Origin of the sequence: Streptomyces sp. NPDC014623 (assembly GCF_043088245.1) — a bacterium.
Lineage (GTDB): Bacteria > Actinomycetota > Actinomycetes > Streptomycetales > Streptomycetaceae > Streptomyces.
Window position 1 is genome coordinate 1 of record NZ_JBIBZU010000039.1, and the last position, 26,066, is coordinate 26,066.

The following is a 26,066-nucleotide window of genomic DNA, read 5'->3' on the forward strand; positions in this document are numbered from 1 at the left end:
TCCGCCCGATACGGAGACTTCCCTCCCACCAGGACACCCTTCCTCGAATCTGCAACATCCATTGTCAGCGTGTCCACACAACCAGGATCGCCTCAAAGCCCGGTGTCACCGCCCGCGTGTACGCCGACATCCGCTGCCCAGCTCCCCCGGCATAATCCACTTCTTCTTCAGAAGCCCTTGGCCGGTCCGTGGCCCGGCCTGCAGGGCCAGCGGTACTCCTCGGGGTGAAACGTGCCCGAGGCCCGCGCGGCGCAGCCCGCCAAGGCCGGCTGCTTTGTCGTCCTTCGGCTCGGTGCTCCGCTCATCAGGTCAGCTCGTCGGAACGGCCGGCTTCGATGCGGGACCACTGGGCGATGGGACGTCCGTTCGTACGCCACTCCTCGGGGTTCTCGGCGGAGTACCAGGGCTGGGGCCAGCCGCTGGGGGAGTTCTCCCACGCCTCCTGGCGTCCGTAGACGGTCATGTCCAGCAGCCCGTGGGTGGGGGTCATGATCTCGACGCCGCGGCCGCCGGTGTAGTACGTCTCGAAAATCCGCTCGCCATCGCGGACATAGCAGACGAGGTGGTGACGCTGCCAGTCACGGCCCTCCAGCAACTGCACCGCCGTCTTCTCGACCGAGTACCACGGCATGTCCAAGCCCAGGAAGTCCCGGTAGCGGACGCTGGCCTCGTACGGGCCCTTGCAGAGCGTGGCATACGTGACGTCGCGGGAATGGATGTAGGACAGCTCGCGGACCTGGCAGTTGAAGAACGTGCAGCCCTCGCACTGCTCCGCGGCGGGCCGATCGGGCCACCAGGCGTGGAAGTACGCGATCAGCTGCCTGCGGCCTTCGAAGACGTCGAGGATCGTGATCGGTCCGTCAGGACCGATCACCTCGATGGTGGCGTCGACCTCCACCATCGGCAGCCGCCGCCGCGCCGCCGCGATCGCGTCCCCTTCGCGGGTGTGCGCCTTCTCCCGTGCCAACAGCTCCTCCCGTGCCTCCTGCCAGGTCCTTCTGTCCACCACAGGCGGGAGTGCCGGGCTGGGTCCTCGGTCTTTCATGATCTCCTCTATCCGGTCGTTGCAGATGCCCACCGCGCACGGTGGGATGAGCCTTGGCGGCCGCCTGCGGTTCTACGGCCAAGAACTGCCCCAGCAGAGCACCGAACGCACCTGGCGGCGGCTGATGGATACCGTGGACCAGCCATTTGGCTCGTGGCGGTAGAGCGAACACGCCCGGTGTCCGCCGGACCGCCCCGAACTTCGGCTACACCACCGAAGACCACCAGGCACCGGCCACCGACTCCGCCCACCACCTGTACAGCTGACACGCAACGACACGGGCCGGCAGCCTGCTGCTCCTGCGCGCCGCCCTTGGGCCCCGGGGCCCAAGGGCGGGAGAAGCTGCCAGTCACGCCCTAGTGCGACACCGCCCCCAGCCCGGGAGCGGAGCTGGGGGGTGAGGGCCGGGGGCTGCGGGAGCTACTTCGGTACCGGTGCTTCACCGGATACCGCGATGCCTGCCTCGCGGAAGTCGTCCAGGGTGGAGGCGACGGTGTCGGGGGCGACGCCGACGGAGTAGTCGAGCCGCACGTGGGTGCGGAAGCCGGCCTTCACGGCGTCCAGCGCCGTGGCCCGCACGCAGTGGTCCGTGGCGATCCCCACCACGTCGACGTCCTCCACCCCGCGGGCACGAAGCCACTCCGCCAAAGGCGTGCCCTGCTCGTCGGTGCCTTCGAAGCCGCTCTTGGAGGCGCTGTGGGCGCCCTTGAAGAAGACGGTGTCGACCTTGCCGCCGGCGGCGGTGGGGTCGAAGTTCGGATGGAACTCGCCGCCTTCGTCTCCGGCCACGCAGTGGACGGGGAAGCTGTTCTTGAAGTCCGGGGTCTTGGAGAAGTGGCTTCCGGGGTCGATGTGGTGGTCGCGGGTGGCCACGATGTACTGGTAGTCACCGCCCGCGCTCTGCTCCACCAGGTGGGCGATCGCGGTGGCGATCTTCACACCGCCCGCGACGGGAATGCTGCCGCCTTCACAGAAGTCGTTCTGCACATCCACGACGATCAAGCCTCGGCTCATGACGAACACCCTTCACGATGGAACAACGAGGAGAACTGCTGGGCCCATCCGGGCGGGCGGAAGGGCCATGACCCGGCACCGTCCCTGACGGGTGGGCCCGGTTACGCGGCCGGGGTGTAGTGGACGACGGTGTCCTCGCAGGGGCCCTCGGCGAACACCTTCAGCGCGTCCAGCTCCACGGTGTCGGCGGTGAGCTGCCAGCGGAGCTTGGTGGCCGCCCACTCCCCCACGTATCGGCACTGCGCCTCCGGGGCTGGCGGCATCCACTGCGCCGGGTCCTGATCCGCCTTCTGCCGGTTCGTGCGGGTCGTCACCGCGACCAGCGAGGCCGCCGCCCCCCTGGTCGTTCGCGTACGCCTCACGGCGTGCGGCCGTCCAGGCCGAGGCACCCGAATCCCACGATTCGGCCAGGGGCACCATGTGGTCGATGCCCAGGGCGCCAGGGTCGGTGACTTCCTGGCCGTCGTAGTACGACATCCATGTGCCGCCGGTCAGTTTGCATCCGGTAGCCACCGTCGGGGCGGTGGTCGCCTCGGCGAGGAGGACCTCGCTACGGGTGTCGCAGCCATCGGCCAGGGCGCCGGAGCTGCGGTCTGCCCAATGGTCGAAAAATGCTGAACAGCCCGCAGCACCCCGCGCGGATCCGGCGGTGGAGACCCTCGGGATGTGTACCCTGCTCGCTCCAGAAGGCTGCCGTGAGAGATGAACGTTCGATGCGGCCCCACGCAGGGACGGTGAGGATCGCCAAGGCTGACGGCAAGCGCACCGTGCTGGCCTGACGACTGGTATCCGGGCCGATGAAGACGCCCACCGCCTGGCCGGTCCGCAATGCGGGAAAGCTCTTGTCCCGCAACCGCCCCTTGTCCCTGCGGCACCGCCTTCGTTCCGCAACATCTCAGAGTTGGGAGAGGGCGAACGCCGAGAGGAAGCCGATGACGGTCACCAACCCGGTCAGCAGGTGCACCTCTCCATAGGCCTCCGGGATCATGGTGTCGGCGATCATCGCGAGGATCGCGCCACCCGCGATCGACGTGATCACCGCCAGCACCGAATCGGAAGCGTCGCCCAGCAGCGTGTACCCGGCCAAGGCCGCCAACCCGCTGATCACGGCGATACCGCCCCACAACGCGAACACGTACCCCCGGCTACGTCCCGCGCTCCGCATCCCCGACGAACTGGCCAGCCCCTCGGGCAGGTTGCTGATGAAGACCGCACCCACCGTGGCGATGCCCACCTGGCCGCCGCCCAGGAGACTGGTGCCGATCACGATGGACTCCGGGATGCCGTCGAGCAGTGCCCCGAGAGCGATGGCGTTGCCCGATCCGGGCTGTTCACTCTCCGAGGGCTGCTGGCCGCCGGACCGCTTGCGGTGCCGGGCCCCGTGCCGGGCGAGCAGGGCGTTGGCCCCGGAGTAGACGACTGCTCCGCCGAGCGCACCCGCGGCGACGGGCCACATTCCCGAACGGTCGTACGCCTCCGCAATCAGCTCGAACGCCACCGCGGACATCAGCACGCCGCTGCCGAACGCCATGACCATCGCAATCAGCCGCCGCGGCACGCGTACGAACGAACTCACCGCCGCGCCCAGGAACAACGCCATTCCCGCGAAGAGCCCCCAGGCACCGGCAACCCATGCTCCGTGCACCACAACCCGTCCTTGCCTCGTTCGACATCCGTGTCTCACGCCTCCGGCGCACCGCGCATGTCACACGAGAACACGTGGCATCCGGCTGCGCGCGCAGACCCGCGACGTGTACCCGATCCGATCCGGCCGAAAGGCAGCCGCCATGATGCAGAACATTCCTTTACCCGGGCCTCGCCCATCCCGCGCACCGGCATGTGCGGCCTGCGCGACGCACCCAGCCCTGGACCCCCGGGTCCGGGCCGAAGAATGTGCCCCAGTACGGGCGGCCTTCTTCATCACGTCGTGCCCGGAAAGTGCCGGACCTGACTTCGCAGACGTACGCATCCTGTGTACCGAAAGTCATCGAAACCAGGTGATGGCGGTTAGTCTGTACCGCCCGGGTCCGGGTAGGTGCGGGACATCGACGGGTGGATATGCCGGGGGGAAACCATGGATGAGATGGCAGCAGACGACAGATCCATGGAAGGGCACGAGTCCGCCAGGGACGCGGGAGCCACGGCCAGCGCGGCTTATGACATGGACTCCGAACAGATCTCCCACGCCCGGGCTTTCGCCCGGCAATTCCTGACCCGTGAGCAGGCCGTGCACAGTCTGCCCGTCTCCGCACGGGCCCTGGAAGTCACCCAGCTCGTCATCAGCGAGCTGGCCACCAACGTCTGCAAGTACGCGCCAGGACCCTGCCTGCTGGACCTCCAGATCCACGGCACCATGCTCGACATCACCATGTGGGACTCCGGACCAGTGCTGCCCACAGCTCGCGAACAAGACCCCACACGAGCAGGCCAACACGGCCTCGAAATCGTCCTCGCCCTTTGCCACAGCTTCGAAATCCGCCGTGAACCCGTAGGAAAACGCATCCGCGTCCAACTCGCCCTACAGGACGACCCCCACCACGATCCCGCCGGCCGGTCCCCCTGGCACCTGACCTGAAGACCGCCCTTCCAAGGAGGCGCCCGGACCGGCCACGGAGACGGGCACGCAGGGCACGCCTCTGCCGGAACCGAAGTATCTGCGTGACGGCCATGTGGGCAGCAGGCCCACGGGTCCGGTGCAGTGACACGCGCGCAGCAGCCCGCGCGCTCCTGGCATGGCCACGGGCCGGAACGAGAGGCTGGCGGCGGTGGCGCGCTCAGCCCGGCCCGGCCGCTGGAACAGCGCCAGCCCCACTGCGGCTTCCGGGACCGGCACCACCACCGCCTCCCGGGAGCCGCAGCACCACCAGCAGTGGCGAACACACCGCGCCGGCCTCCTTGGACCGCCTGCCGTGGCGAGCCCCCCGAGAAACTCACCACGGCAGGTCACCCCACCCGCACTCACCACGGCCAGAGCGCCACTGGCACCATCCGCAAAGGGGCATACCGGTGATCGCTCCTCGCCGGTCAGCCCCGCCCTGACGACACACCGCATGCCCTGACCTGCCGTGGTGAGTAGCCGCACCGTGAACTCACCGCCCGCACCGTCACGGAACTGACCGGCTGGCCGCGGCAGGGACTGTAAAACGTTCGGCTCTGTCTCACATTCGGTGGTGACGGTGAGTCATGACGGCGACTGGCAGGGTATCCGCCACGAAACCGTAGATCGGCGCCTCATGGCCGGTCTCCCCCAAGAATTCGGCCGATCACTTGGTCTCCGGTAGTGAGGGTTCGCCGTGGTAAGCCCGGTGCCCCGGCATGATGCCGTCCGCCTCGAAACATCGAGGTCAGGACGCTGGCCGCACTCTCCACAAGATGGACATGCTCAACGTGCACAATCCGTTACCACCGAATGTGAGACAGACCCAAACGTTCGGTGTAACTCCCGATCATGGAAGATGAACCGCCCCGGGTTCGATAGAGATCTCAGGTTGTGGTTGTGACCTGGGGTTTCGTGGTGGTGAGGTAGTAGTTGGTCTCGTATTCGACGGGCGGGACGTGGCCGATCTCACCGTGGAGTAGGCGGTGGCAGTACCAGTCGATCCACTCCGCGGTGGCCAGCTCAACGTGGGAGAGCGTCCTCCAGGGGCGGTTCGGTTTGATCAGCTCGGTCTTGAACAGGTCGATCGCGGACTCCACGAGGGAGTTGTCGTAGGCATCGCCGACGGAGCCGATCGAAGCCGCGATGCCGGCGGTGGCCAGGTGATCGGCGAGTCGGAAGCTCGTGTACTGCGACCCGGCATCGGAATGATGTATCAACTCGCCGCGTCTGTAAGGGCGTTCTTCGCGGTCGCGTTGCCACAATGCCATGTCCAGGGCGTCCAGGACGAGTGTGGTCTCCTTCGACGTGGCGGCGGACCAGCCGACGATCCGGCGGGAGAAGGTGTCGACGACGAAGGCGACGTAGACGACTCCCGACCAGGTCTTGACGTGGGTGAAGTCGGCGACCCAGCAGCGGTTGGGGGCCGGCGCGACGAAGTTGCGGTCCAGCAGGTCCGGTGCCCGCTCGGCGGAACTGTCCGGGATCGTGGTGATGATCTTCTTCCCGCGGGCGGTGCCGGTGATGCCGAGTTCGCACATGAGGCGTTCGACCGTGCACCGGGCCACGATGTGGCCTTGGCGGTGCAGCTCGCGCCAGACCTTCCTGGCGCCGTAGACACGGAAGTTGGCCTCGTGGGCCTCGGTGATCAGTTCCTTGAGGACGGCATCGCGCACCTGCCTGGCCGAGGGTTGGGCGACGCGTTTCTTCGCCGCGTAGTAGGTGGAAGGGGCGATCTTGCAGTCGTGTTCGGTGAGCACGCGGCAGATCGGCTCGACGCCGCCGAAGTGGCCCTTGTGCTCGTCGATGAACGCTACGAGCGTGTGTATGGCCGGTCGAGCTCGGCCGCGAAGAAACTTGCCGCTGCCTTCAAGATGTCGTTGGCCCGCTTCAGCTCGGCGCTCTCCTTCTTCATCGTCTTGATCTGCACGGATTCCTCCGTGGTCGTCCCCGGACGCCGCCCGGAGTCGATCTCGTCCCGCTTGACCCAGTTCCGCAGGGTCTCGGCCGAACCGATGCCCAGCTTCTGGGCGACCGCCCGCAGCGCGGCCGACTCGTTCGGATAGTCACCACGGACCTCGGCGACCATACGGACCGCTCGTTTGCGCAGCTCAACGGGATAGGAGGAAGGGCGTGCCATGACTCAATCCTTTCACGGAATCGAGTCTCTACCGAACCCGGAACGGTTCAATCATCACGGGCTCGGGTCACGTCGTGTGGGGCTGTGACTCCTGGGTGAGTCGGGAGACCAGTTCGAGCCAGCCGTTTTCCAGCCTCTGCAGCGGGGCGTTGCACTGGTCACTCAGGTGCCACAGAAGGGCGGGCTCGAGGTAGCCCAGCAGCGCGTGGCTGAGCAGTTCTGCGTCTGCTTCCGGTGCGGCCAGGCTGAGCAGGACGCTGATCCGCTCGTGATACAGGCAGCGCGGTGCGCGCCGGTAGCGCTGGTGGGGGGAGGCCTCGGCCTCGATGTGCAGCTCCATCTCCTTGGCATAGCGCCGTATGGCGGCCACCCCGAATGCGTGAAGCTGCTCGATGGCCTGGTTTCGGCCGTCTTCTGGTTTCAGGCCGCCGAGGTGAGCGGCCTGGAACGTCTCCTCGGAGCGCTGCAGCAGGGCTTGCAACAGACCTGCGCGATCGCCGAACCGGCGAAAGACAGTGCCCTTGCCGACGCCTGACGCGGTGGCCACCGCCTCCATGGTGAGGTGTTTCATTCCGCGCTCCCGCGCTATCCGTGTCGCGGCGTTCAGCAGACGGGCGTGATTGCGTGCCGCGTCCACGCGCAAGGGTCTGCTGTCGCGAGGTTGCGGGGACCGGGGCGGTGACCCTTCGCTCTGAGCGCTGTCTGTCTTGCTCGGACAGGGGCAGGCGCGTGGTGGGAGAGCAGCTTGTCGGTGCGGTGCCGCCTGTGTGATCGTCTCGACGAGATCGAGGGCAAGGCCAGCTGTGTGCAGCGCGGCCGCGTCGGGTTTCTCGATCTGCGGCAGCAGGCCGGCCAGAAGGGTGATGAAGCGTCCGCCGTTTTCATGGATGGCCGCCATCGAGCCTTCCCATATCGCGGCCCGGACGCTGACCGCGGTGAGCGACCCGGTCCCGGAGGCCGACTGCACAAGAAGCTCGGCCAGGCGATGCTCGAGGCCGGTCGGCTGCCATGTGCCGTGGCGGAAGTCCCGCATCAGTGCCGCGAGTTCTTGGGTGTTGTCGAGGTGTGAGGGCGCAGGAGGATGGGACTCATCAGGGGTGGTGGACATGCAGAACGCTCCCAAGCGGATATTGGAGTACGGGCATCGTGGGGCATGGGTGTGGTCAGCCGGTGGCGGTTTGATGAGTCAGGGCGGTGCGGCCGCGTCCGCGGCAGTAAGGCTCTGGCCCGCCGCACCGGGGTGGCGCTCTGCGGCTGCAGGGGCGCTACCCCGGTCGGACGGTCCCGCCCTGAGATCAGTCGCTGGGAAGCAGGACGGTCTCGTCGCCCTCGAACCAGGCGTTGTCGATCGTCAGCCGACTGATGCGCCATGTGCTTCCGTCGCGCGTCAGGTCCGCGTCGTAGCGGTTCATCATCAGTGCGTGCCGGGTCCGGTCCGGCTTGGGGCCTTCTTGGGGCAGATAGTGCTGAGCCATTGCGTAGCAGTTCACGTGGGCGGTGTCGCCGTGCACGGTGGCGCGGATGTTGCTGATCACGTGGCTGGTGTCGAGTGGGCCGACGGCCGGAATGAGCGCTCCGACGATGGTGTCGCGCGGCTTGAGCGCGGGAAAGTCTAGACCGATCTTGCTCGTGGCGGGTGTCAGGTCGACCATGGCGTCCTCGGTCAGTGACGAGACGAGCAGATCGGCGTCGCCGTGGTCGAGTCCGGCCGTGTAGCGGTGCAGGGCATCGGCGATCGCAGCGTGGTCGATCAACAGCTGCAGTTTGTCGTCGGGCATCGGGCGTTCCTCGGGGGGAATGTTGTGGTTCAAGCGGAAGAGATTGTTCGGGTCGAAGCGCGTTTTGATGCTGCGGAGCCTGCGATAGTCGGTTTCGTCGTAGGCGGCGCTCACGTCGGAGGCGCCGGTGTCCTGGGCGGCCATGAAGTTCAGGTAGCGTCCGCCGGTGGACCAGGGGCGCATCCGCTGCAGAAGCCCATCGGCGTAGGCGTTCATCGTGGTGAAGGCATCGGGTCCCCCGACGCCCACGGCCCACAGTGCGAACTGGGCGTCACGGTGTCCGACGGCGTTGTCCGCGGTCCGGGCCAGGGCGCCACCGAGGTGACGCAACTCGACGAAGTGCACCGGGCAGTCGGCCGTCGGGCCCGCAGCGTCCAGGATCTCCTCGACGGCCTCGGCGGTCAGTGAGCGCAGCATCGCGGTGCGCTCCATGAACGGTGCCGGATCTGCCGGGTCGTTGTGGATCTGAGCGAAGGACGCGTACGGCATGGGGCCCAACGTGTCCGCGAGGACAGGTGCGGCCGCCCGCAGCGGCGCGACCAGCCGGGTGGCCTCGGCTGCCGGGCCGAGGTAGGAAATGCGGACGTGCACGGCGAACCGGTCGGCAAGGAAGGCGGGCACGCCGGACAGGGCCGGCAGGCGCAGCAGGGCGATCGATGAGCTCAGATCATCCGGGGCCCCGGCCGTGACCTGCGCATAGGCGTGCAGGACGGCTGCTGCGTCGGCGCCGTCGAAGAAGAGTCCGCCCGCCCACAGCTGTTCCGCCGGGAAGAGGGCGAACTCCATGGCGGTGACGACTCCGAAGTTGCTCTTGCCGCCGCGAAGCGCCCAGAACAGGTCAGGTTCCGACGTGGCGTCGACATGGCGCAACTCGCCGTCGGCTGTCACGACCTCCAGGGAGGTGACGTGGTCGGCTGCCCATCCGTGAGCGCGGCCCATGGTGGGGCTCAGGCCCCCGCCGAGGGTGTAGCCGATGACTCCGACGAGGGGTGAGGAGCCGTTGAGCGGGGCAAGCCCGAACGGGGTCGCCGCGTCGATCACTTGCTGCCAGCGGGCTCCGGCCGTCACGCGGGCTGTGCGGGAGGTGGGGTCGATGCTCACCTGTGCCATGCGGTGAGTGGTGATGAGGACCGCGTCGTCGACCGGGATGGTCGCCTGGTGGCCGGTGGCCATGACGGCGACCGGCAGACGCCGCTGTGCGGCGAAACGAACGGCGACTTGCACGTCGGTGCTGTTCGCGGCTCCGACAACGATGCAAGGGTGGTGGGTTACGGCGAGGTTGAAGGGCGCGCACTCCGCGGCGAACCCTTCGTCTTCCGGTCCGAGTACGGGTCCGGTGATCTGCGCTGCCAGAGCGGCGCGCGTGTGTGAATCGAGCATGCGTGTATTGCATCGAGCGTCTGTCGACGTGGCGTCGATGGCGCGTCGACAGGCCGTTTCGCGCCCGGGCCGCAGGTCGTCTTCCGTACGTTCTCACCGCGCGCGATGGCGGGGCCTGTGCGGGTGCGTCGCCTCGCGCGGCCGCTGCAGGAGTCAGGGCAGCGAGAGCGACGCCATTTCCGCAAGAGCGTCCGGAAGATCAGTGATCTGGTCGACGACTGCGCGCAGGTCCTCTTCGCTGACCGTGTTCTTGCCGGTCAGGCAGTGGCGCAGCAGTCGGTGCAGCGCTTGCTGGCAGTGCTCGTGTCCCAGCCCGTTGAGGGCCTGGCGCCGCGCGAACGCCTTGACGAGCCCGAGGAAGTGGTAGTCGCCGTTTTCGCCGGCCTCGACCACATGCGCGTCGACGAGGGCTTCCATGACGGCCGTGGCTTCGTTGACGGGCAGGTCGAGCACTGCCGCGGCCATGGCGGGGACCAGCCGGCTGCAGTCGGGAACGGCGGCGAGGTGGAAGGCGTTGCGATGGACGGTGTCCATGCGCGCCTGGGCCTCACGGAACGGTCTGTCGACGATCTTGCAGTCCTCATGCATGACGACCGGCTGGCGCAGATCGTCCTCGAGCTGGGCATAAATCTGGTCGATCGTCCACGACGGCCGGGCATCCAGCCGGGCGGCCGCCACATGCACCGAGAGCGGCTGGTAGGAGCAGGCCTGCACCAAGCGACTGGCCGCTTCCCGCTCTGCGAACACCCGCCGCGTCCCGGAGATGGCGGCGAGCAATTGCAACGCGTCCTCGGGTTGCAGAACGCCGAGACGCGTCCAGGGGATGCCGGGCAGGTCGATGATGCGGCGCGGGCTGGTCATGATGACGGCACAGCCCTGGGAAGCCGGCAGCAGGGGACGCACCTGCTCACCGCTGGATGCCGCGTCCAGGACGATCAGCAGGCGGCGGCCGGACACCGTCGTACGCCACAACGCGGCGCGTTCGTCCAGCGATGCCGGCAGCCGGGACTCCCCGGCCGCACGCAAGAACTGGCCGAGCACCTCCAACGGGCCGACCGGATCCTTGAAGCCGCCGAGGTCGGCGAAGAGTTGCCCATCGGGAAAGAGATGGCGCTGGGTGTGTGCGACGTGGACGGCGAGCGCCGTCTTGCCCATCCCGCCCAGGCCGGTGATGCCGACGACCGGAGCATGCGCAGCATCACGCAGCGTAAAGGACAGTTCCGCGATTTCTGCTCGGCGCCCGGTGAACACTGCCAGGTCCGCCGGAAGCTGAGCCGGAACCGGCGCGAGGGCCGAGGACGGCCCACGGCCCGCGCGGGCGGGCGCATCCTCACCCTCGCGCAGGATACGCTCGTGGAGAGAACGAAGGGAGGGCCCGGGATCCACGCCCAGTTCTTCACGCAGAAGCCGCCGTGTGTGCTGGAAGGCGGCCAGAGCCTCGGCCCGGCGACCGGCACGGAACAACGACAGCACGAGCTGCTCGTGCAGCCGTTCCCGCAGCGGGTGCTCCATCGCGGCTGCCCGAATCTCGGACGTCAGATCGGACTGCCCGCCGACCTCCAGTTCAAGATCGAACACCTCCTCCAAGGCAGCCAGCCTCAGCTCTTCCAGCCGGTCACGCTCGAGCTCGAAGAAGGGGCCCCGGACACCCGACAGGGCCGGTCCCTGCCACGTGCCGAGGGCCTGACGCAGGAGATCGGCAGCACTCGCCGTGGCGCCGGCGCGGCGCGCCCGGTGAGCCTGGGCGGTCAGCTCCCGAAACGTCCTCAAGTCGAAAGTCCCGTCATGAACCGTGAGACGGTAACCACTGCCGGTCGATTCGATGACCGCCGTGTCGCCGAGGATCGGGCGCAGACGATAGACGTAAGTGCGAACGGTGCCCCGAGCGCCTCGAGGCCTGTGCTCACCCCACAAGGCCTCCACGATCGCCTCGGTCTCCACTGGGCGCTCTTCATGCAAAAGCAGCAGCGCGAGCAATCCACGCTGCTGTGGAGACCCGAGGTCGACCTCCTCGTCCCGCCGCCATGCACGAACAGGACCAAGAACAGCAAGACGCATCACGCGACCGCACCCTTCTTTCTCATGCCCGCCCCGTTCCGGCCCGGCCGACGGGGCCGCCGCACGGAGCAGTCCGGCGATCCCTGCATTCAGGTCCACCCCTGACTGGACCACCCCACACCGGCGCGCCCGACCACACAGGACGACCGGGCACTGAAGCAGGGCCAGTATCCATGCTCGCGGTCGTACCGGGGCCATCGCGCTTGCGCACGCAGAAGGGCATGGCGCGATGGCCCGTTGAACGACAGTGCTTACCGGATCGGGTTCTGGCTCAATTTCCAGGCTCTGTCGCTATTTTGGGGGTGGTAGCTGGTTGAGCATGTTGACAGCAGAATGCGGCGTCGTAGGAGATCGAAGTTGGCGCGGCCGTACATCTGTCTCTTCAGCAGCTTGATCCTGGTGACGTTTCCTTCGACTGCTCCGGACGTGTAGGTCGTGGTGAGGGTGGCCTGGATGACTGCACGGTCGTGTCGTCTGCCGTTTGCCAGGGACCGGAGTTCGCGTTGACCGTCGAGGCGGACGTCGGCGATCCAGACGTCAAGAGCCAGGTGTTCACTGCGGCAATCGCGCACCGTGGACGCCAGGGGGCGGGCGTACTGGACGGTTGTGGCCAGCGCAGCATTCCGGTCGCACAGTTCGTCGATGCATTTGCGCTCGGTTTCTGTGAGGTGCTCGGGGCTCCGCACGATCCAATCGGTGACTTTTCCACCGCTCCCTCTTCCCGGCCCACACCGACCGGATAGTCCTGGAAGGCAACGTCGACCCCACCAAGGTATGGGCCAACCAGGTGGCGAGCACCTGGGGCAAGGGCATGGCCGACCGGTTCCCCGATGCCGCCCGCGTCGCCGCGGCGCAGGCCACCACCCTCGAACTGGCACGAACGTCACGCAGGTGAACCACACCTACCTCACCCTCACCGACCGGCACGACCGCACGCCCGCAGTGATTCCCGGCGCATCGGTGCCGCTGGACGGGGCGCTGCTACGGAACATGACCTACGCCCTGCTTCTGCACAACAACACCCTTCCCACGCTCGCCAAGTTCTGGAAAGCCGCTGACGACCTGGCCCACGGCAGCACCACGGACTCCGACCTCGCGGTTCTCAAGGAGGTATTCGCCGCCACACCGATGTCCCCGGGCATCCCCGCGGATAACCAGGCCACCATGTTCATGGCCCTCACCTGCGGTGACGCCGAATGGCCGCACGAAGTCGAGGGCTACGGCCGCCCGCACCACCGCCGACCGCGAGAAGTGGCCGCTCACCGCGGGCATGCCCGCCAACATCTGGGCATGCGCCTACTGGGACAAGCCCGCTGAGGCGACTGTCAAGATCGTGAAGGGCGGCCCGAGCAACACCCTGATCCTGCAGAACCGCAGGGACAATGCCACCCCGTGGGAAGGCGGCGTCGGGTTGCACAAGTCCCTCGGCGACGGCTCTGCCCTCGTCGGCGTCGACAACGGCGGGCACTACGTCTACGGCGCGGGCTCAGCCTGCGCCGACAAGGCCACTGCCGGCTTCCTGACCACCGGCCACCTGCCGGACAAGGACGTCTACTGCACCGACGTCGCCCAGAAGTAGTCCGCCGGAACACGGTGCTCTCTGTCCGGCCTGCCGTCCGGGTGGAGTCGCCTCGGCGGGGCTGATGGAAGTCAGGGCGGTTGTGCACGTTCCGGGGTCAAGGCCCGCTCGTCGTTTCCCCGCACCCGCGGCCGGTGTGTGCCGGGTCGGACGGCGGACGGTACGTGTCAGGTGACTGCTTCCGCGGCCGGACGTGGGTCTACTCCTGGTGAGCGGCTTTTGTGAGGGGGCCCTCGATGAGGTCGCGGAGCTGGGAACGGGCGGTGATGCCCAGCTTGGGGAAGCTGCGGTACAGGTGTGAGCCGACCGTGCGGGGGGAGAGGAAGAGCTTTTCGCCGATCTCGCGGTTGGTCAGCCCGCGGGCGGCGAGTCCGATGATCTGCCGCTGTTGCGGGGAGAGTTCGGCGAGTGCGTCGGGGGTCGTGTCCGTGGCGTCGAGGCCGGCGGCCCGCGCTTCGGCCCGGGTCCGCTCTATCCACGGGCGGGCGCCCAGACGGCTGAAGGTCTCCAGCGCGTCCGTGAGCGGCTTCCGTGCCTCTGCGACGCGCCGACGGCGGCGCAGCCATTCGGCGAGGTCGAGCTGGGTTTGGGCACGCTCGAAGGGCCAGTGCGCGAGGACCGGATCGGCCAGGGCGGCCCGGAAGTGCGGCTCGGCGTCCTGGGGTTCGGCCAGCAGGCCGCGGGCCCGGCTGATCAGCGCGCGCAGGCGAGGTGAGGCGTCGGCGGCGAGGGTGCGGGCCGCACGCTCGACGACCCCGGCGGCGTCCTCGCGCCGTCCACAGCGCGCGGCGGCGGCCGCCAGCTCCGCGAGGGCCGGGTATGAGGCGTGGTAGTGCACGGGCGCCCCCTCCGGCGTGAAGACCGAACGGAGAAGCTCGTACGCGGTCCCGTACGCGCCGTCGGCGGCGGCCGCGGCGCCGAGTGCACGCCGGGCGTAGACGAAGACCGAACGGCTTTCCAGCGGGTCGATAAGAGCGAGCGCCTCGCCGGCCCGGCTGCGGGCCTCGGCAGTGTCCCCTTGGTAGGCCAGCACGGTGGCGTCGACGGCGGCCGCACACGCCACGGCGTGGTCGAGGCTGGCCGTCAGCCCGACGGCGGTGGTGCGGACGCAGGCCGCACGGGCCCGGTCCCACCTTCCTCGTTCCGTGTAGGCCCAGGCGACGGCGCCGCCGAGCCCTTCCGGTAGCTGACCCTGCGACTCCCAGCGGTCGAAGGCCTCGTCGAAGGCGCGGACCGCCTGCGGGGTCTCGTCCAGGAGCCACGCCATGACGCCGAAGGCGGTGAGCCGCTCCGGCTGCCCGCCGGCCCCGGCCGCCAACCGGGGAAGCAGGGAGACGAGCCGGTCACGATCGTCGAAGGGATTCGACACGGCCTTCACCCAGATACGCATGTCCGTCGAGGAGGGGTCCTCGGCCAGGTGCCCCAACAGCTCCTCGATGCGCCGGAGCTGGGTGTCCGCTCCGGAGTAGAAGCGCACCACGGCGGCACCGGTCAGCAGGTCCAGCGCGGCCGCAGGCCGGGAGACCGCCAGCTGCTCGACGGTTTGGACCAGCCGGGAGAAGACCACGCTATGGCGCACCGTCAGCACCGCCAGCCGGCCGGCCTGCACGGCGGCGGACGCCAGCAGTGCCGGGTCGTCCGTACGGGCACGGGCCGCGGTGGTCAGTTGCTCGACCCACGCGAGGTCCCCGGTGGACACGGCCGCCCCGGCGGCTTTGACCAGCAGCCGGGCGCTGTCCGCGCGCCGGGGGGCGAGGTCCGCCGCACGCTGGAGGGCATGGGCCGCCGCCGCGTGGCCGCTGCGACGGCGGGCCCGGTCGGCGGTCCGCTCCAGCTCCGCCGACACCGCCGCGTCCGGGCCGGAACAGGCGGCGGCACGATGCCAGGCACACCGGTCCGGCTCGTCCCGCACCAGCTCGGCCAGCGCGGCGTGCGCCTCCTTCCGCTCGCCCGCCGAAGCGGCGTGGTAGACAGCGGAACGGACCAGCGGATGGCGGAAGCGGAGGTCCCGGCCGGTCCGACGGACCAGCCCGGCCCGCTCGGCGGGCAGCCAGACGTCGTCCCCCGCGTCCGGCGGGCCGGCCGGGAACGCGAGCCCTGAGTCGATCCCGTCCATCGCGGCCAACATCACCAGAGCCCGCCTCCCGGCGGTGGGAAGACCGGCCAGCCGAGCGGCGAAGATCCTCTCCAGATGATCGGGCAGCGGGAGCGGACCTGCGAACGGAGACCCGGCGTCCGGGGCCCGCGCGGCAGCCGCCCGCGCCAGTTCCACGAGCGCCAGCGAATTGCCACCCGCCTGGTCGAGGATCCGTGTCCTCATGAGGCTGGTGAGGGGCGCCGGTTGCAGATCCAGCAGGCGGTTCGCCGCCTCGTCGTCCAGCGGTTCCAGGGCAATGGTCGGCGTACGGCGGTCGAATCCCGAGAGGCGGTCCCGGTCGCGGGCCGTGACCACCATCGTGACGGGTTCGCCTTCCAGCCGCCTGGCGGCAAAGGACAGCGCGTTCAGGGACGCACGGTCGAACCACTGCGCGTCGTCGAGCACCACCAACAGCGGCCGGGCGTCCCCCAGGGCCGAGAGCACGCTCAGCACCGCGACCCCGATCAGCATTGGATCGGGTGCGCCCGTAGGCCCGGAGACGGTCGGCCCCGTGCCGAAGGCGGTGTGCAAGGCCTTACTCTGCCGCTCCGGCAGCCGGTCCACCTCGGCCTGAACCGGCCTCAGCAACTGGTGCAGAGCGGAGAACACCAGGCTCGACTCGGACTCACTGCCCTCGGCGCGCAGCACCCGCATACCTCGCGTCTCGACCCGGCGCACCACGCGGTCGAGCAGTGCCGTCTTCCCCACACCCGTTTCGCCGACCAGCACCACCACTGGTTCGTTCGACGCCGGGTCCACTGCACGCAAAAGGCGTGACAACTCCGTGCCGCGGCCGACGAACGGCACATCCGGGTCCGCTTCCGGCCCGACGCCGTCACCGGAGCCGACTGTCTGCTCGTCCACGGGCTCTCCAGGAATCGTGGCTCTCCGGAGCACGAGCCTTTTCACTTGCCCGTCCCAGGTTACAAGCGCTCGGTTCCCGTGCCCGAGCCGTACGCACCGGTGCAGTCACGTGACGGATACCGCACGGGCCCTGACCGTTCCTACGGTCTTGGAGAACGCCTTTCCCTACCCGAGGATTTTTCATGAACCACATCACGCTCGGCGATGTCAGCATCACCCGGATATGGGAGTACTTCGGCCCCGTCGACATGACGCCCGACACCTTTTTCCCGGAAAGCCCGAAAGAGGTGTGGGACCAGAACACGTCATGGCTGGACCCACACTTCCTGGACGCGCGGAACAACATCGTCAACTCGGCCCTCCAGACCTGGCTGCTCCGCAGCGACGGCAAGACCATCCTCGTGGACACGGGCGTGGGCAACCACAAGGAACGCCCCTACGCGCCGGTCTGGAGCCACCTCAAGACGGACTTCCTGAGCAACCTCGCCCGGGCCGGCGTCACGCCCGAGGACGTGGACATCGTGATCAACACGCATCTGCACATCGATCACGTCGGTTGGAACACGTACCTCGACGACCGGACCTGGGTGCCCACCTTCCCCAACGCCACCTACCTGATGCCGAAGGACGACTTCGACTTCTGGAACCCGGCGAATGGCCACGAGCCGCTGCTCGGCCGCGGCAATCAGAACGTCTTCGAGGACAGCGTGGCCCCGGTGCACCGAGCCAGCCTGACCCAGTTGTGGGAGCACGGCCACCGCATCGACAGCAACCTCCGGCTGGACGCCGCTCCCGGGCACACCCCCGGATCCTCCGTGCTGACGCTGACCTCCGGGACGGACCGCGCGGTCTTCGTCGGCGACATGCTGCACAACCCGGTCCAGATCCTCGAACCGGACACCAACAGCTGCTTCTGCGAGGATCCTGCGGGCGCCCGCGTCACCCGCCGGAAAATCCTGGGCTGGGCCGCCGACAACAACGCGCTCGTCATCCCCGCACACCTGGGCGGTCACGGAGCCGCCGAGGTCATCCGCGAGGGTGACTCATTCGCCGTCAAGGGCTGGGCCCCCTTCGCCCCGTATTCCGAGCAGGCCTGAGAGCCGCAAGGAGGAGATCACTGTGAACCACCGTCCCGAGCCCCTCGTCACCACGCCCCAGGGTGTTGTCCGCGGCCTGCGCGGGGCCGACGCCCACACCTTCCTCGACATTCCCTATGCCGCGCCGCCCGTCGGCGCCGGCCGGTTCGCGTCGCCGCGGCCGCACGAACCGTGGGACGGCGTCCGGGACGCCACCGTGCCGGGACCCAACGCGCCGCAGTCCGAGCGGAAGCTCGGCAGCGTGGACATGGCCCCCTATTTCGGCGCCGGCTGGAGCCGGGGCGAGGACTACCTGACCGTCAACGTCTTCGCGCCGCCCACCGCGAGCGGCGGCCTGCCCGTCATGGTGTTCGTCCACGGTGGCGGATTCGTCGCCGGATCGACCCGGTCCGCGATGTACGACGGCTCCACCTTCGCCCGCGACGGCGTCGTCCTCGTCACCCTCAACTACCGGCTCGGCATCGCCGGGTTCCTGGACCTCCCCGGCGCGCCCGCCAACCGCGGTCTGCTGGACGTCGTCGCCGCGCTGCACTGGGTGCGGGACAACATCGCCGCCTTCGGCGGCGATCCGCGCCAGGTCACACTCTTCGGCCAGTCGGCCGGAGCGACCATCGTCGGCGGCGTCCTCGCCACTCCCGCCGCCCAGGGCCTCTTCCGCCGGGCCATCGTCCAGAGCGGCAGCGGCCTGGGGGCGTTCTCCCCCGAGCAGGCCGCCCGCGTCACACACGCGGCGGCGGAGGCCCTTGGCGTCGCCCCCGACGTCGACGCCTTCGCGGAGGTCTCCGACGAGCGTCTGGTCGAGGCGGCCTCCCGGCTCGCGGGCACCGACCTGCGGACCGAGACGCACTTCGATCCACTGATCGGCCTCAGCCCCTTCAGCCTGGTCCTCGACACCCAGCCCGCCGCGTCCGTCGCCGCCGGCCTCGGCGCCGACGTCGATCTGCTCGTGGGGACCAACTCCGAGGAGGCCCATCTCTACCTGGTCCCGGTGGGAAAGTTCGACACCACGACCGCCGCCGACGTCGACGACGTGGCGGTGCGCTCGCACCCTCACCCGGCCCAGCTGGTCGAGACCTACCGCTCGACACGCCCCGAGGCGTCCGCCGGGGAGCTGCGTTCCGCCCTCATGGGCGACGCGCTGTTCGGCGCGGGCAGCCGGGCTCTGGCGGGCGCCCACGCCGCCCATCCCCGGTCCACCACCTACGCCTACGAGTTCGCCTGGCGCTCCCAGGCCCTCGACGGACAGCTCGGCGCCACCCACACGGTCGAACTGCCCTTCGTCTTCGATCTCACCCGTCTCGCCGCACTGAACGGCCCCACTGCCCTGCTCGGCCCCGCGCAGCCCCCGGCGGATCTCTCCACCCGCGTGCACGAGGCCTGGATCCGTTTCGCCAGGACCGGCGACCCCGGCTGGGACCCCTACGACAGTGAGCGCAGGACCACCATGCGTATCGACGCCGACTGGACCCAGGTCCACGACCCCCGCCGCCGCGAACGTCAGGTCTGGAGCTGACCGCTCGTGCGTGTCATGGCTCCCCCCACTTCGAGGGGAGCCATGACCAGAACCGTCATCACCACCGAGCACGCCCCCGTCCTGGCAGCAGCACCGCTCGCCCAAGGGCATCCGCAAAGCCCCACCCCGCGGGTCTCCGGGCAACTGCCGCTCGACCCGGGCAGCGCCGACTTCGTCGGCACCACGGTTGCCGAGCAGACCGCGCAGACGCTGCGCAGCGTCGCCGCCGTACTGGAGGCGGCGGAGCCGACTTCACGTCGCGGTGCACCAGCCCCGCCGCGTGCAGCTCGGCCAGCGCCTCCGTCATCCCGGCGGCCACCCACCGCAACGCGTCCGCGCCGAGCGTTCCGCACCCCACCAGTTCCTTGGGCGACGGCGTTGGCTCGTACTGCTGCGCCATCCACGGGCACCGCCGCGTGTGGATCGGCGTCCACGACACTGCGGTGTCTGCGGTGTGCACCCCCGCCCCCGCCGGGCCAGCGTGACCTCCCGCGTGAAGCGCCTGCGGTCGTCCACGCCCGGTGAACCAGGTGATCTCGTTGGTCTTGTCGGGCACCCGTAGCTGAGTGACGGCTCGGCGCCGGTCATCGCGGCCAGCAGGTGGGCTGCGGGCACCTCGCCGTGGCGGGAGCCCCGGGCGGCCTTGCCGTCCACGGCCACCGCGTCCGACACGGCGGGACCGGTGCCGGTCGGATCGGCCAGTCCGCCGGGGCAAGCCGGGCCGATAACCCGGCGGACCGTGGCGGCGCTCGGGTGACGCGCACGCCCAGTGCACCCACGGCCCGGGCGCCCAGGCGGGCCAGGGCGTGCTGTGGAGCGTTCGAGGCCCATTGGCCGATGGCCGCGTACGAGCGCGCGCCAGCGACCACTGCCTAGCCGGCGACCAGCAGCACTGCCACGAACGGGTGACGCGCCCCTCGGCGTCGACGCGGATCGGGCAGCAGTCGCAACCGCTCTGCCAGTGACAATTTCGCCACGCCGTCCAGCGCGGGCAACTTGATCAGGCAGACGGCGCCAGGCTGACGGCACATCGAAACTCCGGCGGTTCAGGGAGACTCGGCAAGGACACCTTGCCCAACCGGAGCTTCGTTGCGTTCGTGACGGCCCGGACCAGTTGCCGGGTGGGGTCTGGCGTGCTGCGCCGGGCCCCACGCAGGTGGTCGGGTCAGGAGTCGCCGTTGAGCATGGCGGCGGTCAGCCTCAACAGCGTCCTGGTGGTCGCTCCAGCTCTCCCGCAGGTGCTGCGCGGCAGGAAGGACCAGCGGGTCAGGAAGGATCGGGACGGCACTGTACTGGCTTCCTGCGGAATAGCACTCGCTCAGCACCGCGCAGTCCCCAGCGAACCACGCGCCGCCGACCTGACGGAAGCAGGCATCGAGGACCACGGGCACAGAGCCGATCTCGTCACGAAGAAGATCGAGATCTCGCAGATCCTCGGCCGTGAGCGGTTCCCGGACGGGCATGAGGCACGAGTCCGAGGTCGGTCGGTTGCTCCGCGAGACGGTCCACATGGCGTGCCTCCCTCTGCATCGTCGCGAACGCCACGCCTCGGCAGTCCTCGTCGAGCGCGTCTGGGACCGGGCCGAGACGGCGCAGGTCCGCCCAGACACCGTTGTGGTCACCGCTGATGTATCGCTGCGTAAAAGAAGTCACGGAAACACCCTCCCCAACATCAGGGTGCCTGCGGCCGGCGGTCCGCCCCCATGGGACGAGCCCGTTCTCGCAAGCCGACCGGAGCTGAATGCGGGCGGCAGATTCCGGGAGCCGCGCACACGTGGAAACCGTGCGCAGTGGGCAGAACGCAGGGGCGGGCCCGATCAGTTGGCCGACGTGTTCCGTGTCATCTCGGCTACCTCGGTCATGGCGCGGTGTCTGAGATCGCCGAACAGCTGCATCGTGACGGCGGCCAGGACGTCGTCCCCACCCACAGTCCGCCCGTCCCCGCGGCGGGTGGGCAGGGCGAGGAGAGGCTCCTTGAGCAGCGGGGCCGGGGCTGGTTCGCCCGGCACCACCAGACTGACCGTCCCGAACCGCTTGACCACGCCCTCGCGGACGACCTTGGCCGCGTCCCGGGCCAGGGCCGTCAGGAAGACGCTTGCGATTCCATCCAGGTCGCGGACCACCGCCGGGACTGCCCTCACCCCCCGGCTCCCCAACAGCCTTCTCACCCCGGCCTCGAACCGGTGGGCGCCAGCCACACCAATCGGTGTACGCGCCCCGCGGCGCTCACGGAGAGACACGAGCGCACCATCGGCGTCGCGCACCTCGCCCATCAGGCCGTGGAAGGTCGGGCTGTGCAGGTACCACGCCGTTCCCACCTCCACCTCGACGTTCCGGTCGATCGCCGAGGTGGAGGTCCTTGGGAGTCAGCCTCTTCCTGGCCTCCTCGGCCGCCGCGCTTCTCGCGCCGTCGATGATCTCCGTCAGCACGGTCCGCGTCACCGACGCGGCGGCCCACGCGGCCGGTCGGGAGACGTGCAACGAGGTCACGTCCCTGAACACCGCTTTGACGAGCTGAGGCTTGAACGGCAGGTCGGTCACCACGGAAACGGTCTGCGGACCGTTGCGCTCGGTGCGTAGGGGTTGTGCGGTCATCGAAGAATGTGCTTTCTGCTGTCGGAGGTGTCAGTGGTCCATGCCGCACCGGGCGGCGAGACCACAGAGTTCTGCGGAGGGCGACGAGCCGGCGCAGGGCCTGCCGAGCAGGGCCGTCGGCACACAGAGGTGCAGGCGGCCCCGCCCGGATTCTCGGCGTTCCGGCGACCGGGCGTGCGGCAGGGGGAGCCACCCGGGCGACGCGCTGTGGTGCGGCGCCGTGCCGGTCAGGCGACCTGGTACCTGCCGACTTCCAGGAAGTGGCGCAGTGCTTCGGGTGTGTTGTCGTCGAGGGCGGCGCTGGCTGCCGCGCGCAGGGCCGGGCTGTTGGACGGGTCGGCGAGGATGCGGGCGATGGCGACGCGGTCGTCCTCGGCTTGGGCGATGCGGTAGCCGGTCTCCAGCCAGGCGCGGATCGCGTCGGAGTCGTTGGCGTCCAGGAGGACGTTGACCTCGGCGATGACGCGCCGACCGCTGTCGGGGTCGGCGAGCAGGCGCGTGATGGCGACGCGGTCGTCCTCGGCCTGGGCGATGCGGTAGCCGGTCTCCAGCCAGGCGCGCATTGCCTCGGGGTCGTTGGCGTCCAGGAGGGCGTTGGCTTCTCGTGCCACACGCCGGCCACTGTCCGGGTCGGCGAGGATCCGGACTATGGCCACCCTCAGGTCGTCGGCGTCCGGCTCGTCCGCGGACGAGCCCACCGCGGGCACCGTCACCGCGGTCGGTGCCGCCGTGGCGGCGAAGGCCGGGGTGGTGAGCAGGAGGGCCGGGGCAAGGATGCCCGCGGCGATGCCGGGCGCTACGCGATGCAGTCGCAAGGGAAATGCTCCTCTTCTTTTGCTACGGAGGTGAGTTGAGGACGCCCCAGGGCGTTCACTTCGGTGATGCTGCCACCTGGGTCTGACAGTGGCAGTCGCCCCGTTGCAGTCGCAGGGCGCCGTCGTCGCGGAGGTGGCCGGTGTTTCATGGCGACGCGCCTTCGAGAAGGGTGGCCTTGAGCGCGGCTCGCGGCTGTCGGGGCATGATCGGGGCGAGACGATTCCTGAGGGCGGTCGGTGTGTTGAGGGCAAGCGGGTTCTCGGTGGCGGGTAACCCCAGCAGGTGCAGGTCAAGTTCGCCGTAGGCCCGGTGCCCGTGCACGGTACCGGCAGGCACCCAGATGGCGCGCGTGCCCGGGGCGACCCAGGATCCCTCGCTGGTCGTGACAGCCAACACCCCGCGGCCTGCATAGAGGATCTGGTGGTCGTCGTGCCGGTGGGCGTCGATCGAGCCGCCGGACGCCAGCGACTGGGTGCGGGTCAGGGCTACAGGGTCGTGGCGGGCCGGGGAGCCGGTCGTGCTGCTGCACGGCTTGGCCGGTCATGCGGGTGAGTGGGAGGTGGTGGCCTCGCGGTTGATTGCCCGGTATCAGGTCGTCGCGGTCGATCAGCGCGGGCACGGCGCGAGCGAGCGTCATCCGTACGCGCCGACATCCACCTCAACCTGCTCCAACTCGCCAGCAGCATCATCTGCTTGAGACGACCCCGAACTTCATCTTGAAACGATCAGTAAGGGCAGGCCGCGGCCGTCGTCCGCCAGGTGAACCTTGATGGTCAGCCCGCCTCGGGACCTACCAAGCGCCTGGCCAGGCGTCGGACGTGGCGAATCTTCCAGTTCTTCCTGAGCGGTACCCCCTTTTTACGGGCGCCGACGACGTGCTGGTGGGCACGGTTGATGGTGGAGTCCACCGACACGGTCAACTCCCCCGCGCCCACCGCGTCATCTTTGACTTGCCTGTGCTCCAGCAGTTTCGCCCAGGTTCCGTCCGCCTCCCAGCGGACGAAGCGTTCGTAGACGGTCTGCCAGGGACCATAACGCTCAGACAGGTCACGCCAGGGTGCTCCGGTCCGCAACCACCAGAGCACGCCGTTCACCGCCTGGCGGAGGTCCCGCCATGCCGCCCGCGACCAACACGCGGCAGCAGCGGGCCTATCCGCTCCCACGCCATAGCTTGTTGGACCCGTCGAAAAATACTTCGACATCGGTCGCGTGATCGGGGACGCTTCGCGCGATGACCAGAATCGACGACACACCGCCCGCGTGGGACGAGCGCACCCAGCTCACCACGTTTCTCGACTACACACGTGAGACCGCCCGCGCCAAGTGCGATGGCGTCTCCGCGGAGAACGCCCGCAAGGCGCTCCTGCCGGGCTCACCGCTGATGACCATGAGCGGGTTGATCAACCACCTCCGCTGGGTCGAGTACTACTGGTTCCAGGTGGTCTTCCTGGGCGAGGAAGACCGGGGCCCCTGGACCGATGAGGACCCCGACCGCGAGATGCGTATCGCTGTTGACTTCCCGCTCACGCAGTTGCTCGACGAATACGCCGAACAAAGCGCTCACTACCGCGACCTGGTCACCGGGAACAGCCTGGACAACCAGGCCAAGGGAACCATCCGCAACGGCCTCCACGTCGACCTGCGCTGGATCCTCCTCCACCTCACCGAGGAGACGGCCCGCCACAACGGCCACCTGGACATCCTGCGTGAAATGCTCGACGGCCAGACCGGCGACTAGCTTGACGCTGTCGGGGATCTTGTTTCCTTTGGGCGGCGACACAGACGGGTGCCACCCGAATCCAGGCCGTGGCCAGGATCCTCGACAGCGTCAGGCGCCAATGGGCCGGTGTGCGAGTGAGCACCAGTGGGCCGAACCCATGGGCCGACGCGCCCCAGGATCAATCGTGGGGCAGCCCGTCAGGCGGGGGCCAGGTGTGGAGGGCGGCGTCTGCGACCTGTTGGAGTTCGTCGCGGGTGGCGCCCATGGCCGTCTGGACTGCGATGCCGTTCGCCATGGTCATGAGGTAGCGGGCAAGGGTGTCCGGGTTTGCGCCGGCGGGCAGGTCGCCCTCGTCGACGGCTCGTTGGAAGCGGTCGTGAAGGTGTGCCCGGTTGTCGTCGCGCCATGCGGCTAGCGCGTCGCCGGCGCTCTGTCCGAGGTGGCCCGCGGCCAGGAAGCCCTGGACGCCGAGGCATCCGGCCGGACAGCCGGCCTGGGTGGAGGCACGGACGGAGCCGGTGAGGTAGGCGGTGGCCACCTCCCGGGCAGTGGGCTCCCGCAGTGCGAGGGCGCTGTAGGAGGCGGGGCCCTCGGCGTAGCGTTCCAGGGCCTTTCGGAAGAGGTCCTCCTTGTTGCCGAAGGCTGCGTACATGCCGGTCTTGGTGATCCCCATGGCGCGGGTCAGGTCGGTGAGGCTGACGGCGTCATAGCCGTGTTCCCAGAAGACGATTATGGCCCGTTGCAGGGCAGGCTGGCCCGATCGTGGCCAAGCACCGCAACGGGCCGACCGCCACGCTCACCGTCGCGTTCCAGGGCCACTACAGCCGCTTCGTGGACATGGGTAAGACTTGAGCCACCCAGCTGTAGGGTTTCAAATTTCGTGTCGGAATCTCACTGTGTCGCATGCGGCGCGTGTCGGTTCTCATCCAATCGAGACATCCGCTCGGCACCGCGGACGGCTTCGGTATCCGGCCCGTGCTGCGGGAGATGGCCCGCGAACTGGCCGGACACGGTTATTACGTGCTCGTCCCCAACTCCTTCCACCGGCACGGTCCGGCACCGTTGGTGGAGCTTCCCGAGTACATCGGAGAAGAGGTGCGGCCCGCGGTCTTCGCCCAGCTGATGCCCCTGATCGAGGCGCACACCGTTGAACGTGTCCTGAGCGACGCCGACGCCTACCTCAGGTTCCTCACCACCCAGCCCGAGGCCGGCGCCGGACCGGTCGCGGTGACCGGCTACTGCATAGGCGGCCTCTACGCCATGCGCACCGCCGCGGCCCACCCCGACCACGTGCCTGAGGCCCTCGGCGAGCTCAACCAGGCCCTGGACGCGGCAAGCGTCGACCACACCTCCGAGATCTACCCCGGCACCCTCCACGGCTTCACCATGTCCGACATCGACGCTTTCAGCGCCTCCGGGTTGAAGCGCCACTGGGATCGCCTGCTCCCCCTCCTGGACCGCACCCTGGCCAACAGCTGAGACTCCAGCCCGGAAACCAAGACTGAAACGGCCAAGACCAACAGACGGCATGGCGGGCCACACCAATGTCTCCATGGCCGTGGCCCGCCTGTCTCGCGAACGAGACTTCCGTAAAAGCCAGGTCGCTTGAGAACAGGCCTTGACCCCGGATGTGGGACACACGAGACACTGGATCCTGAGGATCTGAGAACGGACATCTCGTGGTCATGAAGAACTACCCGCCACAGTTCAAGGCGGACGCGGTCGCGCTGTACG

19 protein-coding genes and 6 pseudogenes are annotated in these 26,066 nt (G+C 68.9%); 8 read left to right on the top strand and 17 right to left on the bottom strand.

All coding sequences use genetic code 11. The annotated features are described in order from the left end of the window. Nucleotides 1-304 precede the first annotated feature (304 nt). From ACF1FZ_RS33795 to ACF1FZ_RS33810, 4 genes and pseudogenes are all read right to left on the bottom strand, one after another. Nucleotides 305-1,045: a DUF899 family protein gene (locus ACF1FZ_RS33795; protein WP_391777195.1), complete on the bottom strand. Its 741-nt coding sequence runs from the start codon at nt 1,043-1,045 to the stop codon at nt 305-307. 420 nt (nt 1,046-1,465) lie between these two features. Then, complete coding sequence (locus tag ACF1FZ_RS33800) at nt 1,466-2,059, bottom strand: isochorismatase family protein (protein ID WP_391777196.1); 594 nt, start codon at nt 2,057-2,059, stop codon at nt 1,466-1,468. Between the two features lie 101 nt (nt 2,060-2,160). Then, a pseudogene (locus ACF1FZ_RS33805) lies at nt 2,161-2,725 on the bottom strand (DUF1524 domain-containing protein). 229 nt (nt 2,726-2,954) lie between these two features. After that, entirely contained in the window at nt 2,955-3,659 is a 705-nt protein-coding gene (locus ACF1FZ_RS33810; protein ID WP_391777211.1) for a ZIP family metal transporter, read from the bottom strand. Between the two features lie 483 nt (nt 3,660-4,142). Between ACF1FZ_RS33810 and ACF1FZ_RS33815 the strand changes: the two genes are divergently transcribed. Continuing rightward, nucleotides 4,143-4,634 (top strand): ATP-binding protein, encoded by a 492-nt coding sequence (locus ACF1FZ_RS33815; protein ID WP_391777197.1) that lies wholly within the window; start codon nt 4,143-4,145, stop codon nt 4,632-4,634. Between the two features lie 908 nt (nt 4,635-5,542). On the opposite strand, the gene ACF1FZ_RS33820 is transcribed toward ACF1FZ_RS33815, so the two are convergent. From ACF1FZ_RS33820 to ACF1FZ_RS33840, 5 genes are all read right to left on the bottom strand, one after another. After that, a protein-coding gene (locus ACF1FZ_RS33820; protein ID WP_391777198.1) for an IS3 family transposase occupies nt 5,543-6,795 on the bottom strand; the annotation gives its coding sequence in 2 pieces (ribosomal slippage) (nt 5,543-6,513 and nt 6,513-6,795; 1,254 coding nt in all). A gap of 67 nt (nt 6,796-6,862) precedes the next feature. Next, on the bottom strand, nt 6,863-7,903 hold the full coding sequence (locus ACF1FZ_RS33825; protein WP_391777199.1) for a TetR/AcrR family transcriptional regulator: 1,041 nt from the start codon (nt 7,901-7,903) through the stop codon (nt 6,863-6,865). A 187-nt stretch (nt 7,904-8,090) separates the two neighbouring features. Next, a complete protein-coding gene (locus tag ACF1FZ_RS33830; protein ID WP_391777200.1) occupies nt 8,091-9,953 on the bottom strand; it encodes a nuclear transport factor 2 family protein in 1,863 nt (620 codons plus the stop codon). 153 nt (nt 9,954-10,106) lie between these two features. Further along, nucleotides 10,107-12,011: a BTAD domain-containing putative transcriptional regulator gene (locus tag ACF1FZ_RS33835; protein ID WP_391777212.1), complete on the bottom strand. Its 1,905-nt coding sequence runs from the start codon at nt 12,009-12,011 to the stop codon at nt 10,107-10,109. Nucleotides 12,012-12,262: 251 nt separating this feature from the next. Then, nucleotides 12,263-12,697 carry a transposase gene (locus ACF1FZ_RS33840; RefSeq protein ID WP_391777201.1) on the bottom strand — a complete coding sequence of 145 codons (435 nt, stop codon included), beginning with the start codon at nt 12,695-12,697 and terminating at the stop codon, nt 12,263-12,265. 205 nt (nt 12,698-12,902) lie between these two features. On the opposite strand from ACF1FZ_RS33840, the gene ACF1FZ_RS33845 reads away from it, so the two are divergent. Continuing rightward, entirely contained in the window at nt 12,903-13,328 is a 426-nt protein-coding gene (locus tag ACF1FZ_RS33845; RefSeq protein ID WP_391777202.1) for a hypothetical protein, read from the top strand. After that, nucleotides 13,282-13,590 (top strand): alpha/beta hydrolase, encoded by a 309-nt coding sequence (locus ACF1FZ_RS33850; RefSeq protein WP_391777203.1) that lies wholly within the window; start codon nt 13,282-13,284, stop codon nt 13,588-13,590. The genes ACF1FZ_RS33845 and ACF1FZ_RS33850 overlap by 47 nt, the downstream gene beginning before the upstream one ends. 199 nt (nt 13,591-13,789) lie before the next feature. Here the strand turns inward: ACF1FZ_RS33850 and ACF1FZ_RS33855 are convergent, their stop codons facing one another. Further along, nucleotides 13,790-16,591: an AAA family ATPase gene (locus ACF1FZ_RS33855; RefSeq protein ID WP_391777204.1), complete on the bottom strand. Its 2,802-nt coding sequence runs from the start codon at nt 16,589-16,591 to the stop codon at nt 13,790-13,792. A gap of 182 nt (nt 16,592-16,773) precedes the next feature. On the opposite strand from ACF1FZ_RS33855, the gene ACF1FZ_RS33860 reads away from it, so the two are divergent. Together ACF1FZ_RS33860 and ACF1FZ_RS33865 are read left to right on the top strand one after the other, a co-directional pair. Next, the gene (locus ACF1FZ_RS33860; RefSeq protein ID WP_391777205.1) at nt 16,774-17,688 is read left to right on the top strand and encodes an MBL fold metallo-hydrolase; all 915 of its coding nucleotides are present in this window, start codon (nt 16,774-16,776) and stop codon (nt 17,686-17,688) included. 22 nt (nt 17,689-17,710) lie between these two features. Beyond that, complete coding sequence (locus ACF1FZ_RS33865) at nt 17,711-19,201, top strand: carboxylesterase/lipase family protein (RefSeq protein WP_391777206.1); 1,491 nt, start codon at nt 17,711-17,713, stop codon at nt 19,199-19,201. A 250-nt stretch (nt 19,202-19,451) separates the two neighbouring features. Here the strand turns inward: ACF1FZ_RS33865 and ACF1FZ_RS33870 are convergent. From ACF1FZ_RS33870 to ACF1FZ_RS33890, 5 genes and pseudogenes are all read right to left on the bottom strand, one after another. After that, a pseudogene (locus tag ACF1FZ_RS33870) lies at nt 19,452-19,708 on the bottom strand (serine/threonine protein kinase); the annotation flags it as partial. Between the two features lie 658 nt (nt 19,709-20,366). Continuing rightward, a complete protein-coding gene (locus ACF1FZ_RS33875) occupies nt 20,367-20,489 on the bottom strand; it encodes a hypothetical protein (RefSeq protein WP_391777207.1) in 123 nt (40 codons plus the stop codon). 529 nt (nt 20,490-21,018) lie between these two features. Further along, nucleotides 21,019-21,796: pseudogene (locus ACF1FZ_RS33880) on the bottom strand (hypothetical protein). A gap of 227 nt (nt 21,797-22,023) precedes the next feature. Continuing rightward, nucleotides 22,024-22,611, bottom strand: coding sequence for an ALF repeat-containing protein (locus tag ACF1FZ_RS33885; protein WP_391777208.1), 588 nt, complete (start codon nt 22,609-22,611; stop codon nt 22,024-22,026). Nucleotides 22,612-22,837: 226 nt separating this feature from the next. Continuing rightward, nucleotides 22,838-23,095 (bottom strand): annotated as a pseudogene (locus tag ACF1FZ_RS33890) (cupin domain-containing protein); the annotation flags it as partial. Here ACF1FZ_RS33890 and ACF1FZ_RS33895 point away from each other — a divergent pair. Further along, nucleotides 23,058-23,252: pseudogene (locus tag ACF1FZ_RS33895) on the top strand (alpha/beta fold hydrolase); the annotation flags it as partial. The pseudogenes ACF1FZ_RS33890 and ACF1FZ_RS33895 sit on opposite strands and share 38 nt — an antisense overlap. 80 nt (nt 23,253-23,332) lie before the next feature. Here ACF1FZ_RS33895 and ACF1FZ_RS33900 read toward each other — a convergent pair. Next, nucleotides 23,333-23,780, bottom strand: a pseudogene (locus ACF1FZ_RS33900) (IS5 family transposase); the annotation flags it as partial. 63 nt (nt 23,781-23,843) lie between these two features. On the opposite strand from ACF1FZ_RS33900, the gene ACF1FZ_RS33905 reads away from it, so the two are divergent. Continuing rightward, nucleotides 23,844-24,350 (top strand): DinB family protein, encoded by a 507-nt coding sequence (locus tag ACF1FZ_RS33905; protein WP_391777209.1) that lies wholly within the window; start codon nt 23,844-23,846, stop codon nt 24,348-24,350. Nucleotides 24,351-24,510: 160 nt separating this feature from the next. Here ACF1FZ_RS33905 and ACF1FZ_RS33910 read toward each other — a convergent pair whose 3' ends face one another. Continuing rightward, nucleotides 24,511-25,077 (bottom strand): TetR/AcrR family transcriptional regulator, encoded by a 567-nt coding sequence (locus ACF1FZ_RS33910; protein ID WP_391777213.1) that lies wholly within the window; start codon nt 25,075-25,077, stop codon nt 24,511-24,513. Nucleotides 25,078-25,244: 167 nt separating this feature from the next. Between ACF1FZ_RS33910 and ACF1FZ_RS33915 the strand changes: the two genes are divergently transcribed. Continuing rightward, entirely contained in the window at nt 25,245-25,811 is a 567-nt protein-coding gene (locus ACF1FZ_RS33915) for a dienelactone hydrolase family protein (RefSeq protein WP_391777210.1), read from the top strand. The last annotated feature ends 255 nt before the right edge of the window (nt 25,812-26,066 follow it).

Bases quoted from the DNA above. Each gene is read 5' to 3' on its own strand.
- ACF1FZ_RS33815 (WP_391777197.1), top strand. From the start codon at position 4,143: ATGGCAGCAGACGACAGATCCATGGAAGGGCACGAGTCCGCCAGGGAC.
- ACF1FZ_RS33850 (WP_391777203.1), top strand. From the start codon at position 13,282: ATGCCCGCCAACATCTGGGCATGCGCCTACTGGGACAAGCCCGCTGAG.
- ACF1FZ_RS33825 (WP_391777199.1), bottom strand. From the start codon at position 7,903: ATGTCCACCACCCCTGATGAGTCCCATCCTCCTGCGCCCTCACACCTC.
- ACF1FZ_RS33830 (WP_391777200.1), bottom strand. From the start codon at position 9,953: ATGCTCGATTCACACACGCGCGCCGCTCTGGCAGCGCAGATCACCGGA.
- ACF1FZ_RS33835 (WP_391777212.1), bottom strand. From the start codon at position 12,011: ATGCGTCTTGCTGTTCTTGGTCCTGTTCGTGCATGGCGGCGGGACGAG.
- ACF1FZ_RS33800 (WP_391777196.1), bottom strand. From the start codon at position 2,059: ATGAGCCGAGGCTTGATCGTCGTGGATGTGCAGAACGACTTCTGTGAA.
- ACF1FZ_RS33810 (WP_391777211.1), bottom strand. From the start codon at position 3,659: ATGGCGTTGTTCCTGGGCGCGGCGGTGAGTTCGTTCGTACGCGTGCCG.
- ACF1FZ_RS33905 (WP_391777209.1), top strand. From the start codon at position 23,844: ATGACCAGAATCGACGACACACCGCCCGCGTGGGACGAGCGCACCCAG.
- ACF1FZ_RS33795 (WP_391777195.1), bottom strand. From the start codon at position 1,045: ATGAAAGACCGAGGACCCAGCCCGGCACTCCCGCCTGTGGTGGACAGA.
- ACF1FZ_RS33860 (WP_391777205.1), top strand. From the start codon at position 16,774: ATGAACCACATCACGCTCGGCGATGTCAGCATCACCCGGATATGGGAG.